The organism is Agromyces aerolatus (assembly GCF_031432255.1).
Classification (GTDB): Bacteria; Actinomycetota; Actinomycetes; order Actinomycetales; family Microbacteriaceae; genus Agromyces.
The window spans coordinates 577,824-593,496 of record NZ_JAVKGQ010000001.1 but is presented as its reverse complement, the minus strand read 5'-3'; the positions used below and the strand labels follow the sequence as shown (position 1 = coordinate 593,496).

11 protein-coding genes are annotated in these 15,673 nt (G+C 72.4%); 2 read left to right on the top strand and 9 right to left on the bottom strand.

The annotated features are described in order from the left end of the window. Window positions 1-283, bottom strand: a 283-nt coding sequence (locus RH864_RS02700) for a hypothetical protein (protein ID WP_310515956.1), incomplete at its 3' end; no start/stop codon positions are given. A gap of 96 nt (window positions 284-379) precedes the next feature. On the opposite strand from RH864_RS02700, the gene RH864_RS02695 reads away from it, so the two are divergent. After that, on the top strand, window positions 380-772 hold the full coding sequence (locus RH864_RS02695) for a sterol carrier family protein (protein WP_310515955.1): 393 nt from the start codon (window positions 380-382) through the stop codon (window positions 770-772). Between the two features lie 222 nt (window positions 773-994). Here RH864_RS02695 and RH864_RS02690 read toward each other — a convergent pair whose 3' ends face one another. The 4 genes from RH864_RS02690 to RH864_RS02675 form a co-directional block, all read right to left on the bottom strand. Next, on the bottom strand, window positions 995-1,831 hold the full coding sequence (locus tag RH864_RS02690) for a hypothetical protein (protein ID WP_310515954.1): 837 nt from the start codon (window positions 1,829-1,831) through the stop codon (window positions 995-997). A 62-nt stretch (window positions 1,832-1,893) separates the two neighbouring features. After that, on the bottom strand, window positions 1,894-2,721 hold the full coding sequence (locus tag RH864_RS02685) for a heme ABC transporter ATP-binding protein (RefSeq protein ID WP_310515953.1): 828 nt from the start codon (window positions 2,719-2,721) through the stop codon (window positions 1,894-1,896). Beyond that, the gene (locus RH864_RS02680) at window positions 2,718-3,803 is read right to left on the bottom strand and encodes a FecCD family ABC transporter permease (RefSeq protein WP_310515952.1); all 1,086 of its coding nucleotides are present in this window, start codon (window positions 3,801-3,803) and stop codon (window positions 2,718-2,720) included. Before RH864_RS02680 ends, RH864_RS02685 begins: the two co-directional genes overlap by 4 nt. After that, on the bottom strand, window positions 3,800-5,038 hold the full coding sequence (locus RH864_RS02675; RefSeq protein ID WP_310515951.1) for a heme/hemin ABC transporter substrate-binding protein: 1,239 nt from the start codon (window positions 5,036-5,038) through the stop codon (window positions 3,800-3,802). Before RH864_RS02675 ends, RH864_RS02680 begins: the two co-directional genes overlap by 4 nt. A 163-nt stretch (window positions 5,039-5,201) precedes the next feature. Here RH864_RS02675 and RH864_RS02670 point away from each other — a divergent pair, with 163 nt between their 5' ends. Next, the gene (locus RH864_RS02670) at window positions 5,202-8,957 is read left to right on the top strand and encodes an HtaA domain-containing protein (RefSeq protein WP_310515950.1); all 3,756 of its coding nucleotides are present in this window, start codon (window positions 5,202-5,204) and stop codon (window positions 8,955-8,957) included. Window positions 8,958-9,145: 188 nt separating this feature from the next. Here RH864_RS02670 and RH864_RS02665 read toward each other — a convergent pair whose 3' ends face one another. From RH864_RS02665 to RH864_RS02650, 4 genes are all read right to left on the bottom strand, one after another. Continuing rightward, entirely contained in the window at window positions 9,146-9,490 is a 345-nt protein-coding gene (locus RH864_RS02665) for a potassium transporter Trk (protein ID WP_310515949.1), read from the bottom strand. Between the two features lie 45 nt (window positions 9,491-9,535). Beyond that, on the bottom strand, window positions 9,536-13,453 hold the full coding sequence (locus tag RH864_RS02660; protein WP_310515948.1) for an RHS repeat-associated core domain-containing protein: 3,918 nt from the start codon (window positions 13,451-13,453) through the stop codon (window positions 9,536-9,538). Window positions 13,454-13,557: 104 nt separating this feature from the next. Continuing rightward, the gene (gene purF, locus RH864_RS02655; RefSeq protein ID WP_310515947.1) at window positions 13,558-15,018 is read right to left on the bottom strand and encodes an amidophosphoribosyltransferase; all 1,461 of its coding nucleotides are present in this window, start codon (window positions 15,016-15,018) and stop codon (window positions 13,558-13,560) included. Window positions 15,019-15,122: 104 nt separating this feature from the next. Beyond that, a complete protein-coding gene (locus RH864_RS02650; protein ID WP_310515946.1) occupies window positions 15,123-15,557 on the bottom strand; it encodes a PaaI family thioesterase in 435 nt (144 codons plus the stop codon). Window positions 15,558-15,673 lie beyond the last annotated feature (116 nt).

Genomic DNA, 15,673 nt, shown 5'->3' with positions numbered 1-15,673 from the left:
CGGGCGGCGGGAGGTGGTGCGGGTGGCGGAGGGTGGCGCGGGCGGCGGGAGGTGGTGCGGGTGGCGGAGGGTGGCGCGGGCGGCGGGAGGTGGCGCGGGCGAGGTGGATCGCGTACCTGCCGCCGAGCATGATGGCCGGCAGGTCGTAGCGGATGCGCTCCTCGGCGTCGGGCCCGACCCCGCGGTGGATCGCGTCGCGCACGGACTGCAGCGCCACGACGCGTTCGGGCGGGAAGCTCGCGAGGTAGTCGTCGACGGTGGCGAACTCCGGGGTCGCGGCCATGCCCGCAGGCTTCTGGGCCGGGGCTGGCCGCGGCTGGCCGGGGAAGGGTCGCCCCCGTGGCGGACGTTGCCGGGGCGCCTGCGGGAAAATGGGGAGATGGCGAAGGCGAAGATCTCGGACGACGACGGACGTGCGGCCGTCGAGGCGTGGCGCGAGCAGCAGAACACGGCGCACGGCGGCGTGGGCGAGGCATCCGTCGACCGCGCGACGCTTGCGCTCGCGGTGCGCTGGACGCTGCAGCTGCTCGCCGACCGCGCGCCCGGCGGCACCGTCGAGGTGCGCGTGCCGCCGTTCGGTGCCGTGCAGGTCATCGAAGGCCCGCGACACACACGGGGCACGCCGCCCAACGTCATCGAGACGGATGCCGCGACCTGGCTCGCGCTCGCGACCGGCGCCGAGCCGTGGGAGGCCGCCCGCGCGACCGGCCGCGTGCACGCCTCAGGTCAGCGGGCGGACCTCGGCACCCTGCTGCCCGTGATCCGCGTCTGACCTCCCCCACCGCGCGGAGAACGCGTTGGAAGTCGAAAAGTGTGTTGGAGGTCGGTTCTCCCTGACCTCCCACACACTTTTCGACCTCCAACACATCGCGCGCGCGGGGGCGGGTGCGGCGGGGCGAACGGGCGGGGGCGGCCGCGGCGGGGCGAACGGGCGGGGCGGGCGCGGCGGGGGCGGATGCGGCGGGGGCGGACGCGGCGGCGGATGCGGCGGGGGCTACTCGGTGGGCGAGTGCGCGGCGCGTCGGCGGCGGACGACGATCAGCGCGGCGATGGCGGCGGCGAACGCGGCCAGCCCCGCAGCCCCCGCGATGATCCAGGGGGTGGCGTCGCCGGCGTCCGACGCGGTGGGCTCGGTCTCGGCGGTAGCGGCCGGCGCCTCGGTCGGCTCGTCTTCGACGGTCGGCTCGGGCTCGGGCGTCGGCGTGGGCGCCGTGAAGTCCTCGAACGCGATGGGGGTGAACGACTCGTTCGCGGGGCTCACGACGCCGTGCGCGCCGATCGTCATGATGCCGCACTGCACCTGCGTGCAGTCGATGGTCTCACCCGTGTCGACCGCGTCGACCGGCGTGAACACCGGGCCGGCGATGGTGAGCTCGGCCGACCAGGTGCCGTCGGGGTTGAGCGATCCGCCGTTGCCCTCCGACTCGGTCGCCGAACCGGGGAACGGCACGAACAGCTGATACCCGGCGGGCGCGTTCGGGTCATCGGCGACGTACCGGTACGTCGCCCCGGTCGATCCGCCGGCGCTCGGCTCCCAGCCGGGGCCGGAGTTCCAGCCGAACAGCACGTAGACGCCGCCGAAGCCGCCCTCGATCGACTGGAACCCGCTCCCGGAGACCACGAGCTTCGTCGGCGCGGCCGTGTCGGCCACGCCGACCTTCGACGGGTCGCCGACGACGGACACCGTGACGGTGCCGGCGCCGACCGCCTGGGCGGGGGCGACCGCGCCGCCGAGCGCGAAGGCCGCGAGCACAGCGGCCAGCGCAGTGACCGCGAGCGGTCGGCGGGAGCGCTCGTTGGTCGAGGAGCGCGGCGTATCGAGGCTGCGCACCGGGTCTCGATACGCTCGCTGGCGCTCGCTACTCGACCAGCGGAGGGGGCGGGCGAATCGGATCATGGGGTGCTTCCTCTCGGGGTTCTCCTCGGCAGGACGATGGGCCCGGGCAGCACGTCGATGGGGTGCCCGTAGATCTCGGTGAGCCGCTCGGCGGTCATGACGTCGGCGACGGGACCGGTCGCGACGACGCGCCCGTGCGAGAGCAGGGTCACGACGTCGGCGTATGCGGCCGCTGCTCCGAGGTCGTGCAGCACGACGACGACCGCGTCGCCGGCGTCGGCGCGCTCGCGCGCGGTCGTGAGCAGGGCCTCCTGATGGCGGATGTCGAGCGCCGCGGTCGGCTCGTCGAGCAGCAGCACACCCGTGGTCTGGGCGAGCACGCGCGCGAACGCCGCGCGGCCGCGTTCGCCGCCTGAGAGCGTGGGCACGGTGCGGTCGACGAGGTGCGAGACATCCGCCGTCGCCGCCGCCCAGCGCACGATCTCGTCGTCGCGCGCCTCGGCCTCGGTTCGCGCCCAGGGGCTGCGCCCCATCTCGATAACCTGGCCGACCGTGAACGGGAAGAACACGCCGTGCTCTTGCGGCAGCACGGCGCGGATGCGAGCCAGGTCGCGCAGGCGGTATCCGCTGAGCTCGCGTCCGTCGACGTCGACGCGTCCCGCGGTGAGGCGCAGGTCGCCCGCGAGCGCCGAGAGCAGCGTGGACTTGCCGGCGCCGTTCGGGCCGATGAGCGCGTGCACGAGTCCGCGCTCCGCGCGGAAGTCCACGGCGTCGAGGACGGTTCGGCCGTCGATGGCGACGGTCACGCCGCGCGCGTCGATCGCGGCGCGGGTCTGGGCGGCGCGGGTCTGGGCGACGGATGCCTCGGGGCGGGCCGTGCTCATCCCCAGCCCCCGGCCTTGGCTCGCGTGCGCCGCAGCAGCCAGAAGAAGAACGGCCCGCCGACGAGTGCCGTGAGCATGCCGATGGGCAGGTCGGCGTACGGCACGATCGTGCGCGCGGCGAGGTCGGCGAGCGTGAGCAGCAGGGCTCCGCCGAGCAGGCTCGCGGCGAGCAGCGGCCCGTGCGCGGGCCCGAGGATCATGCGCATGAGGTGCGGGATCACGATCCCGACGAAGCCGATGATGCCCGTGAACGCGACCGCGGCCGAGACGAGGAGTGCGACCAGCACGATGGTTCCGGCGCGCAGCGCCTCGACGTTCACGCCGAGGTGGCGTGCCGAGCGCTCGCCGAGCGAGAGCAGGTCGAGCCGTCGCGCGAGGAACGCCGCGGTGATCGCGGCGACGAGCACGATCGGCAGCACGACACCGACCTCGCGCCACATGGACCCGTTGAGGCTGCCGAGCTGCCAGAAGACGATCTCCTCGCGCGATTGGGTGTCGCCGAGGAAGACGAAGAGCGCGAGGCCCGCCTGCGCGACGGCGTTCACGGCGATGCCGGTGAGCACGAGCGTCACGATCTCGGTGCGCCCGCCCGCGCGCGAGGACGCGTAGACGAGGAACGTGGTGACGAGTCCGGCGGCGAAGGCCGCGGCCGCGGTGGCCCAGCCGCCGAGGGCGGTCCAGCCCAGCACGATCGAGGCCGCGGCGCCGAGTGCGGCGCCCGACGAGACGCCCACGACGGCGGGCTCGGCGAGCGGGTTGCCGAACACGGCCTGCATGAGGAGCCCGGCGACCGCGAGCGCGGCGCCGACGAGGATCGCCATGGTCACGCGCGGCAGGCGGATGGTCCAGAGCGCGGCCTCGGCGTTGGGCTGCGCGGCAGGCGCGCCCACATCGAGGCCGAGGGGGCGCAGCAGCGTGTCGAGCACCTCGACCGGCGAAAGCGGGAGCTGCCCGACGCCGGCCGAGACGATCGCGGCGACGACGAGCGCGACGCTCAGCCCGGTGATGAGCCAGGTGGCACGGCCGCGGACGGCGTGCCCGGGTTCGTCGACGACGTTCTCTCCGACGGTCGCCGCGGTCATCGGGCGGCGCCGGTCGCGGCGGGGGCGGGCGTGGCGTCGGGCGCGGCGGAGCCGGACGCGGCGTCGCCCTCGGCGGACGCGGCGCCCGACACGCCGACGCCGGGCGCGTAGACCGCGGCGCCGAGCGCGTCGATGACGGCCGCATAGTCGGGCCCGAAGCTCAGGATCTCGTGGTCGGCCATGTCGACGAACCGGCGCTGCTCACCCGCGGGGGTCTGCGCGAGCGCGGGCACCGCGTCGAGCAGCCCGTCGACGCCGCCGACCGACTCGAGCCCCTTCGACATGAGAAGCACGAGGTCGGGGGCGGCCGTCACGATCGCTTCGGCGGTGAGCGGGCGCATGCCCGTGATTCCGGCTTCGGCGGCGGCGTCGATGCCGCCGAGCGCATGGATCAGCTCGTCGGCACCGGACTCCTCGCCGAAGACGTAATACACGTTGGCCTGCCCGCGGACATAGAGGAACATCATGCGCGGCGGGGCATCCGCCCCATCCGCCACCTCGTGGAGCCGGGCCGTGGACGCCTCGACGGCCGCCTCGGCCTCGGCCGCGAGCCGCTCGCCCTCGGCGGGCACGCCGAGCGCGGCCGCGACGTCGGTCACGAGCTCGCCGATGGTGCCGATCGAGCGCTTCGACGGCATCACGACCACGGGGATGCCGACCTCGCGCATCTGCAGCACGACGTCCCACGGGCCGATCGAGCTGTCGGTGAGGATCACGGTGGGGTCGAGCGCGAGGATCGCCTCGGCGTTCAGCTGGTGGCCGTTCTGCGTCACGAGCGGCAGGTCGGATGCCTCGGCGAACCCCGTCGACACATCACGCCCGACGACCCGGTCGCCGAGCCCGAGGGCGAAGACCGTGCTCGCGAGCGTGCCGGAGAGGTCGAGCGCGAGGATGCGGTCGGCGCTCGCGACGGTGACCTCGGTGCCCTGCGCGTCCGTCACGGTCACGGGCATCGCCGGGGTCGCCGGGGCGGGGGAGTGCAGGTCGGATTCGGCGGTGCAGGCCGTCGCCGGGCCGGTCTGGTCGGCGGCGTCGATCGGACCGTCGGGCAGGGCGGGTGCGGCGCACGTCGCGACGGCCGCGGTCTCAGGGCCGGATGCCTCACCCGAGGACTGGCCGGAAGGGGCCCCGCTCGCGCAGCCGGCGAGGAGCAGTGTCGCGGCGATGACGACCGCGGTGACGCGTGTGCGGCGACGTGCTGCCGCACGCGGACGGGGAATGCTGAGTCGGGTCATGCGCTCGTGTTTCGGGGTGCGCCGGGCCGAAAACACGGGGTGTCTCGACGCCGAAGGAAACGGAAGTATTGTGCGAATTTCGCGAAGTAAGGTAAGACTACCTTAGGCAAGGCTCACTAAGGTAAGCCTCACCTTCCCCCTACTGAAGTCCGAAGGGACCCGCATGTCCAGAACACCAGTCCGAAGTCGGCGGAGGGCGCTCGCCAGCGTGCTCACCGGCGCACTGATCGCGTCGGCCGCGGCCGTCGGCGGCGTTGTCGCGCCCGCCTCCGCGGCCTCAGGCGACGTGGCAGGCGCCACGCTCTCGTGGGGACTCAAAGAGTCGTTCCGCAACTACATCACGGGCAACATCGCGCACGGCACCGTCACGATGATCGGCGGCGTGGCGAACAACGGCTCGAGCTACGGCTGGTCGGGCGGCTCCGGGACCATCGACGACGCGGCCCCGTCGGCCGAGGTGTCGTACGGCGGCGGCGTGCACTTCACCGGACACGGCGGACAGCTCGACATGCGCATCGAGAACCTGCGCGTCGAGGTGCAGGGCGGCTCGGGCACCCTGTTCGCCGACGTGACCTCGAAGGCGCTCTCGGGCTCCGACTACGACGTCGACGGCGTCGCCTTCGCGACCCTCACGCCCGGTTCGCCCAGCATCGCGGGTGGCGTGGCGACCTGGAGCAACGTGCCCGCCGCGCTGACCGCCGACGGCGCCGTGGCCTTCGCGGAGTTCTACAACGCGGGCGATGCGCTCGACCCGCTGAGCTTCTCGCTCCCGTACACGATCCCCACGCCCGACCCGATCGCGACCACCACGTCGCTCTCGGCGGCGCCGGCCGGCACCGCGCAGGAGGGCACCGAGGTGACCTTCACCGCGACGGTCACGCCCGCCGCGGCCGGAAGCGTGCAGTTCTCCACCGCCGCCGGCGCGCTCGGCGGCGCGGTCGCGGTGCAGAACGGCACCGCATCGACCACGACGTCGACCCTGACGCCCGGCCAGCACGCCGTGACCGCGACGTTCACGCCGTCCGACGCCGCGGCCTACCTCGGCTCGGCCTCGGACGCGCTGCCCTACAGCGTCACGGCCATCCCGGCACCCGACGCCGACGCGACCGAGACCGCCGTGGTGACCGCGGATCCGGCCGCACCCGTCACGATGGGCACGGCGGTCGAGCTGTCGACGAGCGTCTCGAACGTCGACGACCCCGAGACGGCTCCCGCCGGGTCGGTCGAGTTCTTCTCGATCGCGGTCGGCACCGACACGCGCGTCTCGCTCGGCTCGGCCGCGCTCGACGGCGGCGCCGCCTCGATCGAGACCAGCACGCTCGCCGCGGGCGGGCACCGGTTCGTCGCCAGCTTCACGCCGGGCTCGAACGGATTCCTCGGCTCGGAGAGCGCGGTCTCGCCGAACTTCGGCGTGGTCGACCTGACCCTGCCCGCGACCTGCACCCCCGGCGCCAACGCGATCGTCGGCGACACGGGCGCGACCGCGACCTGGGGCTGGTCGGAGTACGCGAACGGCTGGACCAAGGTCGCAGGCGGCAACGTCAGCGTCACGGACGGCGAGTTCGTGCTGACCGAGGGTGTGGCGACGGCGGATGACGTCTGCGCGCAGATCTCGTTCACAGGCACGCTGCGCACCGAGGCCTACGCGGGCTTCTTCCCGCCGAACGGGCAGTGGATCGAGCTCGTCGACCCCACGCTGACCATGTCGTCCGACGGCAGCGGCTCATGGACCGCTGGCGTTCGCAGCGGCTTCGGCGCGTACGACGACACGCTCGCCGCGCCGCGCACGACCGTGGCGACCTTCAGCGGCCAGACGGTCGGCGGCCCGGGTCAGCCCGGCCCGCGCACACTGAACCTGGACTATGTCGACGCCGTCGCGCTCGGCACCTGGAACGAGGCGTACGCGAACGCCTGGCCGGCCGAGTTCGTCCTGGCTGCTCCCGAGGCGGTCCGGTCGTTCTACTACCAGACCGGCGAGACACCCGGCAATGCGACGAAGCCCCCGGCTCCGATCGGCGTCGACTTCGCGTGGCCCGCGGTGACCACGACCACGGCGACGGTCTCGCCCGAGACGCGTTCGGTGCTCGGCGAGGACGTCACCCTCGAGGCATCCGTCTCGCCCTCGACCGTGCCCGGCACGGTTCGCTTCCTCGACACGCCCGCCGCGGGCGATGAGCAGATCGTCGCCGAGGTCGCCGTGGTCGACGGCACCGCGCGCGTCGTCGTGGACGACCTCGTCGCCGGCGGGCACTCGCTGCGCGCGCAGTTCGTGCCGAGCAACGACTTCGAGGGCTCGATCGGGCAGATCACGACCCACTACGGCGTCGTCGACACGGCACTTCCGGCACTCTGCGAGGCGCCGGAAGGTGCCGAGGTGCTCACGGGTGTGACCGCCGAGTGGGGCTGGTCGGAGTATTCCGAGGCCTGGACCAAGGTCGCCGGCGGCAACGTCGTGGCCGATGGTGAGACGTTCGTGCTCTCCAACGGCACCGCACACGTGAGCGACGAGTGCACGGTGGTCTCGTTCACCGGGACGCTGCGCACGCAGGCCTACGAGAGCTTCTTCCCCGCCGACGGACAGTGGGTCGAGCTCGTCGACCCGGCGCTCGTCATCGATGGCGACGGGAACGGCGCGTGGACCGCGGGCGTGCGCTCTGGTGTGGCCACGTACGACGCGGCCGCCCCGGCCCCGCGTCTGACCGTGACGACCATCACGGACGCTGACCCGCTCGACTTCTCGGGCGATGCGCTCTCGACCTCGCTCGAGCTCGACTACACGGACACCGTGGCCCCCGGCACCTGGTCGGCGGGCGGCGGCGTGAACTGGAGCAGCGCGTGGGCGAACGAGTTCATCCTCGCCGTGCCGTCCGCGATCCAGGCGTTCTACTACCAGTCCGGCACCTCGCCGGCGAACCTCACGAAGCCGCCGGCACCCGTCGCGCTCGCGTGGGAGGCGCAGGAGCCCGCCGTGACCGTCGCCGGTCCCGCCGGCGCGATCGTGCCGGGCACGACGCTCACCTTCTCGGGCTCGGGCTACCGCCTCGGCGAGGAGGTCACCGCGACGGTGTTCTCGGAGCCGGTCGTGGTCGGCACGCAGGCCGTCGACGCGAGCGGTTCGGTCGCGTTCAGCTGGACGGTTCCCGCGGGCTTCGCACCCGGCGACCACCGCGTCGAGCTGAGCGGCGCACGCAGCGGCACCGCCTCGGCCGGGTTCACGGTCGCGGCGTCCGCGATCGTGCCCGAGCCCGCTGCACCGGTCGAAGAGCGCTGCGTGGCCCGTGCGGTGAACGGCGCGTCGCTCGACTGGGGCGTGAAGGCGAGCTTCCGCTCGTACGTCACCGGCCCGATCGCGGGCGGTTCGATCAGCACGTCGGGTGCGACCGCGACGGCCGACGGCTTCCGCTGGACGGGCGGCTCGGGTGCGTACAACACCGACGCCGAGCGTGGCCGCGTCGCCTACAGCGGCTCGGTGCACTTCACGGGCCACGGCGGTCAGCTCGACCTGACGATCGCCAACCCGCGCGTGCAGGTGAACGGCGGCTCCGCGTCGCTCATCGCCGACCTGAAGTCGACGGGCCTGAACGGTGCAGCCGGCGTCGACGCGGCCGGCGTGGTCATCGCGTCGCTGGGTCTGCCCGAGGCATCCGTCGTGGGTGACCGGATCAGCTGGAACGGTGCGTCCGCCACGCTGACCGCGGCCGGCGCCGAGGCCTTCGGCGGGTTCTACCGGGCCGGTCAGGCGCTCGACCCCGTGTCGTTCACCTTCCCGCTCGGCGCCGAGGTGCCGTGCGACAGCACCACCGACGGCAAGCTCGCGTCCACGGGCGCGGACCTGACCGGCGGATGGATCGCGCTCATGCTGCTCGTACTGGGTGCCGGTGCCGTGTTCATCACGCGTCGCCGTCGCGCGACGGTGTAAGCGCGGAACTCACACTGAGAGGCCGTCCCGCCGCAAGGCGGGGCGGCCTCTCGCCCGCCCACCCCCACCGTCCCCCTCTTCACCCCCGCCCTCTACCGGCGAGTGTTACCGAAAGGGCACGAGTGGCGATCAAACTCGGCCACGTTCGCGACGGATCGGTAACACTCGGCGGAAGCGGCAGGGGCGGGTCAGTGCTCGTCGTCGGGGCGGTGATGGGTCTGCTCGTGCTCGGCGATCGCGAGGCCCGACTTGTTCGCCAGCACGCGGTCGAAGATGAGCGCGGCGGCCGCGCCGAACGCGACGCCGAGCGTGCCGAGGCCGAGCAGCAGGAACCCGAACACCTGGCCGCGGTCGAACTCGTCGTTCTCGGGGAACGCGAACGTCAGGATGAGCGCGAGGATCACACCGAGCGCGAAGCCCAGCAGGATGAACCGCCCGTACCGCGGCGCACGCCGAACATTGACCGTCTCGCCCGTGACCTCGGTCTCGAACGGTTCCTGCGGCTCGTGCGGCTCGTGGTGGTTGTTGCTCACCAGGTCATTGTCTCACCGCGCCGCGAGGCGATGGGTGCGCCCGGCTCAGTCGTCGGTGAACTTCATCGTCTTGGCGGCGATCTCGAGCCTGCCGTGCACCATATGCGTGTTGCGGTAGAGCGCCTTCATGTCGTTCGCGTTCGCGGCCGCCGCTGCCTTCATCTCGTCTGCGTACTCCGCGTCCCACCTACTCGATTCGACCGCGTATCCGCGTTTCCCGAAGTACTCCACGAGGGCCTTGCGACGATTCTCCGACCAGAACTTGTCCGGTCGCTCGCTGGCGAAGTGGCCCGAGTCGTCGACGATGCGAACCGTCCACCTGCCCTCCTTCTGATACGGGAGCGAGATGAGTCCGCCGGAGATGTGCTTCTTCCGCTCGTAGTACCTGGGCGAGGTCGGGGTGCGGGAGACGTTCTGCCCGGCGAACTCCGCGAGCATCTCGTGGTTGCTCGCGGATTCCGTGCGCCACGTGGGTTTTCCCACGTCTCCGCTTCGCCGCATGGGTGCGTGGTACGAGCCGACGACGATCGAGTAGTGCGGTTGCAGTTCACCGGGCGCCTTCTGCTTGATCATGATGAACTCGACCCGGTTCGCGCCACTCGTCTGGACCGCGCTCGAGAGGGCGACCGACAGCTGATCGCCGGCGAAGTCGTCGAGCCTCACGATCGCCGGAGAGGCCTGATCGGTCCAGCCGAGGACGTTCTTCGACGGCCGCAGGCCGAACCGCGCACCGGCCGACCACGCGCTCGCCATCGCCCCGAGGCCCATGGCGACCTCGCCCCAGCCGAGTCCTTCGTTCAGCTTGTCGGACATGAAGTCGTCGACCTGGTCGTCGATCACGCGTGCCGTCGCGAATCCGGTGCCGACGAGCTCGAGGCCGAGACCGAGGAGCGCGAGCGAGTTGCCGATGGTGTAGACCGACGCCGCGATGCCGATGGCCGTGAGCACGACGCCCGCGATGAATCCGCCCCAGTCGTGCATGAAGTCCTGCACGGCGTCGCGTCCGCTCGGGTCGATCTTCATGATCGGGTTCGCGTCGGCGTACCAGTAGCGGTTGAGCAGGTCGGCCTCGTCCTGGCTCGTGAACACCATGGTGTGCGGGTCATAGACGCGCGTGCGCGGGAACTGGTGCCCGCGGTCGTCGGTGTACTCGCCCGCGAACTGGAACGGGTTGCGCGCGGCCTCGCCGAGTCCGGCGAACGGCGCCCCACCCGAGGCATCCGCCCCGCTCATGCGCGGCACCCCGTAGTCGGAGTAGTCGGTGCTCGTGACCACCGACCCATCGCCGCCGATGAGCTCGCGCACGCTGCCGTGCCGGTCGTGCACGACGTGCTCGGTGCGCGTGGTCGTGCCGTCGCTGAGCGTGCGCGCGTGCCGGGTGGCGCCGAGCAGGTAGGCGGCCGTCGCGGTGCCGCCCGCGGCGGTGTGGGTCTCGTTGACGAGCGTCGTGTCGTCCCAGAAGAACGTCGTGGTCGCGTCGCCCGCGGTCACCGCGCGACGTGATCGGTCGGGCCAGTAGCCGGTCGCGACCTGCGTGCCGTCGGATCGCAGCTCGGCGACCGGCTGGTTGCGGGCGTTGTAGTCGTAGCGCGTGCCGTCGGATGCCTCGACGGCCCGGCCGAGCCCGTCGAACGTCGCACGGCTCGTCGGCACCGCCCCGCCGTCGGCGCGCGTGCCGGTCTGCTCGACCACGGCGCCCCGCGCGTCCATGGTCTCGGTCGTCGTCGTCTCGGCGTCCTCGAACCGGCCGGTGGCCGTGATCGCCGTGGTCTTCGTGTGCGCGACGTCGTCGTACCGGGTCAGCTCGGTCACGCCGTTCGGCGCGACGACCTCGACGACCCGCCCGAGCGCGTCCTGCCGGGTCGTCGTGGTCGCGCCCCACGCGTCGGTGACCTCGACCGTTCCCGGCTCCGGATACGACCGGCGCTCGACGACGCGGACGTGCCCCGCGACCGGTTCGCCGGCCCGCCGATTGTCGGTGATGGTGTGGTCGCGGCCGAGCACATCGCGCTCGGTCGTCGTGACGACGCCGTCAGGCGTGGTCACGACCTGCGCGTTCATGCCGTGCTGTTGCCGGGTGCGGTGCTCGGTGAGGATCGTGCGCCCCGAGGCATCCGTCTGCCGCACGACCCGGCCGAGCCGGTCGTGGTCCGTGGTGACCGTGGTGCCGGCCGCGGAGGTCTGCGCGAGCGGCGCACCCGTGACGAGATCGACGACGTCGGTGGTCGTGGTCGCGAGCGGCGTGCCCGCCGCGACCGTCTCGGCGAGGGTGACCCGGCCCTCGTCGAGCCGTTCGGTGCGCGTGAAGTCGGTCACGAGCGGGGTGCCCGCGCCGCCCTGCGGGAACACGCGCTGCTGCGTGACGAAGCCGTCGTCGGCGACCGTGAGCTCGGTGCGGCCGGTGCGCGTCGCCGCGCCGCCGGCCTCGGCCGACCAGGTCTCGACCGCGACCGCGGCGGTGTGCCCGGGGTTCGGCTCGTAGCGGGTCTCGGTCGTGAGCCCGTCGGGCGCGATGGTGCGCTGGGCGAGGATCAGCCCGCTCGGCACCCCGTGCTCACCCACGGGCGTGGCGTCGTACTCGGTCTCGGTGATCGTGCCGTCGGCGCCGACCTGACGGGTCACCCGGCCGGCGTCGTCGTACGCGAACTCCTCGGCGACGGTGCGGCTGGCACTGCGCTCGTCGGTGAAGGTCGCCTCGGCGCGCGTCGGGAGGCGGAACGCCTTCGGCGCGCCCCAGGGGCTGTCGGTCTCGGGGTAGCTGAACGTCTGCGCCTGCACGGTTGCCGCGCCCGCGGACGAGCCGACCTCGAGCGACCGCTCGACGAGCAGGCCGCTGCCGTCGTAGTGCGAGATCACGCGCGTGGGGCCGTCGCTCACGGCTGTCGAGAAGGTCTCGGAGCTCGACGGCGCGAAGAGCTCGACGCTCGCCGCACCCGGCGCGCCGGCGGTCGCGCCGGCGGTCGCGCCGGCGGTCGCCACCGGCACGCCCGAGAGCGGCTCCCACGTGCGCGAGCTGACCTCTTCGCCGGTGAGCTGGTCGACCACGGCGACGCGCTCGATCGCCGGTGCCCCGCTCGCCAGGGTCCGCCAGGTGAGGTTCGTCGTGCTGCCCGCGACGGTCTGCAGCGTCGTGACGAGGCCGTCCGCGGTCGTGCGGAGGCCCGTGCGCCCGCCCTCGGCATCGATCACCGCGGCGACCGTGCCGCCGTCGAGCTCGATGGTCCCGCTGAGCACTGTGCCGGAGCCCGCGCCGGCGCCCGCGCCGTCGCCGACCCCTGTGCTGACCGCGACGCGGCCGGGGTCCGACCAGTCGAGCTCGGTGACGACGCCGGCCTGGCTCACGATGCGCACGAGCCTCGGCCCGTCCCAGTCCCAGCGCTCCTGCTCGCCGAACCGGTCGACGCGCCCGATCGGTGCGCCCGCTGCGGAGAAGTAGGTCGTGGTGCCGCCGGCCTCGGCGAGCGAGAACGCGTACGCCTGCGCCGCCGCGCGACCGTCGGGGCGCGCGGCGAGCGTGCCAGGAGCCTGACGGAAGACCACGTCGTCCTGCGGATAGCCGCGCAGGCCGCTCGGTGCGCTCGCATCGGCTTCGTACGATCCGCCGCTCGTCGGCGCGACGCGCACCCCGCCCTGCACATCGACCGCCGTGAGACCCGACACCTGCCAGCCTGCGCCGAAGCCATGTCGGTCGTAGCCGACGCGTGCCGACGACCAGCCGAGCTTGAGCCCCGCGACCGGCAGCTCGAATCCGGCGTGGCCGGTCTGCTCGTCGATCATGGCCTCGAGCCCGTCGCCGAGCCCGAACCCGCCGACGGCCGCCCAGGACGCGGCCGAGGCCGCCGCCGCAGGCTCGGCGGCCCACACCGGGGACGCGCCCGTCACCACGAGGATCGCCGCGCCGACGGCGCCGGCTATCGCCGCCGCGCCGCGGCGGTGGAGTGAACGTGGGCTCGGGGACGTCATCGCAACTTCCTGGACTGGCAAGGATCCCAGTATACTGCAATGCGGTGCGATGTCTTGTCACGTCCGCGTCGGCGGATTCCCCGGGCGGGGGTCGGCCGGATGCCTCAGCTGAGCTGCGTGCGCTCGACCCACTCGAGGTACTCCTCGGTCACCGTGCCCGTCACGTACTCGCCCGTGAAGCACGACAGGTCGAGCTCGGTGATGGCGGAGCCCTCGGTGATCGCCGCCTGCAGGTCGGCCACCTCTTGATAGATCATGTGGTCGGCGCCCAGCTCGGCCCCGATCTCGGGGATCTTCCGCCCGTGCGCGATGAGCTCCTGCCGGCTCGGCATGTTGATGCCGTACACGTGCGGGAAGCGCACGGGCGGCGCGGCGGACGTGAAGGTGACCTGGTTCGCGCCCGCGTCGCGCGCCATCTGCACGATCTGCTGCGAGGTCGTGCCGCGCACGATCGAGTCGTCGACGATGAGCACGTTCTTGCCCTTGAACTCGCTGCCCATCGCGTTGAGCTTCTGCCGGACCGAGCGCTTGCGCTGGGCCTGGCCGGGCATGATGAACGTGCGCCCGACGTAGCGGTTCTTGTAGAAGCCCTCCCGGTACTCGATGCCGAGCTTCTGCGCGACCTGCATCGCGGCCGGCCGCGACGAGTCGGGGATCGGCATGACGACGTCGATGTCGCCCTTGCTCATGTGGGTCTCGATGGTGCCGGCGAGCCGGTCGCCCATGCGCAGCCTGGCCTCGTAGACCGAGATGCCGTTCATGATCGAGTCGGGTCGCGCGAGATAGACGTACTCGAACGAGCACGGCACCAGGCGGGGCGACCTGGCGCACTGGCGCGAGAGCAGCTCGCCGTCGAGCGTGATGAACACGGCCTCACCGGGTTCGATGTCGCGCACGATCTCGTAGTCGCCGTTCTCGAGCACGAGGGACTCGCTCGCGACGATCCACTCGTCCTTGCCCGCGGCCGAGCTGCGGCGGCCGAGGATGAGCGGCCTGATGCCGTACGGGTCGCGGAACGCGAGCAGCCCGTGCCCGGCGATCAGCGCGATCACGGCGTACGAGCCCTCGACACGCTCGTGCACCTGCGACACGGCCGCGAAGACCTCGTCGGCGCCGAGCTCGAGCCCGCTGCCGATCTGACCCTGCAGCTCCGTCGCGAGCACGTTGAGCAGCATCTCGGTGTCGCTCGTCGAGTTCACGTGGCGGCGGTCGATGCGGAACAGGTCTTCGGAGAGCTCGCGCGTGTTCGTGAGGTTGCCGTTGTGCACGAGGATGATGCCGTACGGCGCGTTCACGTAGAACGGCTGCGCCTCCTCCTCGCGCTCGGCGGCGCCCTTGGTCGTGTAGCGCACGTGCCCGAGGCCCATGTTGCCGAGCAGCGAGCGCATGTCGCGCGTGCGGAACGCCTCGCGCACCTGGCCGCGCTGCTTCGTCATGTGGAACACGGGCCCGTCGGCGGTCGCGATGCCCGTCGAGTCCTGTCCGCGATGCTGCAGCAGGAGCAGGCTGTCGTAGATCTGCTGGTTGACCGGTTCGGTGGAGACGATGCCGACGATGCCGCACATGCGAGCGATGGCTCCTCGAGGGTGGGGGTGGTCCGATCTGGACGCTCAATCCTCTCACGGCACACGCGGGCCTCCGGCCGCGCAGCTCGCCCCGCGTCGCGCACTCAGTACTGCGACGGTGTGGCCAGCACGGCCATGGTGCAGCGCGAGACGCACACGAGCTTGCCGGCCTCGTCGGTGACACGGATGTCCCAGATCTGCGTGGTGCGCCCACGCGTGAGCGGGCGCGCCTCGCCGTATACCCAGCCCTCGGCCACGGGTCGCACATGATTGGCGTTGATCTCCATGCCGACGCAGTAGAACTGCTCGGGGTCGACCGTGAAGCTCGCGCCCCAGCTCGCGAGCGTCTCCGCGAGCGCGACGGATGCTCCGCCGTGCAGCACGCCGCCGGGTTGCCGTGTGCGGCCGTCGACGGGCATGCGGCCCTTCAGCGAGTCCGCGGTGAGCTCGGTCAGCTCGATGCCGAGTGTGCGGATCGCGGTGCCTTCGCTGCGGGTGTTCGCCCAATCGATGGAGGGCTCGCCGAACCAGATGCTCATGCGCGAAAGTCTGGCAACCCGGAGAATGCCTGGCAACCCGGAACGGAAAAAGCGAGATCGGAACGACCTCGCCATGTTCAGAATATATCGGATGGGGGGCCTTGCCGCAAGGCCCC

Bases quoted from the DNA above. Each gene is read 5' to 3' on its own strand.
- RH864_RS02695 (WP_310515955.1), top strand. From the start codon at position 380: ATGGCGAAGGCGAAGATCTCGGACGACGACGGACGTGCGGCCGTCGAG.
- RH864_RS02685 (WP_310515953.1), bottom strand. From the start codon at position 2,721: ATGAGCACGGCCCGCCCCGAGGCATCCGTCGCCCAGACCCGCGCCGCC.
- RH864_RS02680 (WP_310515952.1), bottom strand. From the start codon at position 3,803: ATGACCGCGGCGACCGTCGGAGAGAACGTCGTCGACGAACCCGGGCAC.
- RH864_RS02675 (WP_310515951.1), bottom strand. From the start codon at position 5,038: ATGACCCGACTCAGCATTCCCCGTCCGCGTGCGGCAGCACGTCGCCGC.
- RH864_RS02670 (WP_310515950.1), top strand. From the start codon at position 5,202: ATGTCCAGAACACCAGTCCGAAGTCGGCGGAGGGCGCTCGCCAGCGTG.
- RH864_RS02660 (WP_310515948.1), bottom strand. From the start codon at position 13,453: ATGACGTCCCCGAGCCCACGTTCACTCCACCGCCGCGGCGCGGCGGCG.
- purF (WP_310515947.1), bottom strand. From the start codon at position 15,018: ATGTGCGGCATCGTCGGCATCGTCTCCACCGAACCGGTCAACCAGCAG.
- RH864_RS02650 (WP_310515946.1), bottom strand. From the start codon at position 15,557: ATGAGCATCTGGTTCGGCGAGCCCTCCATCGATTGGGCGAACACCCGC.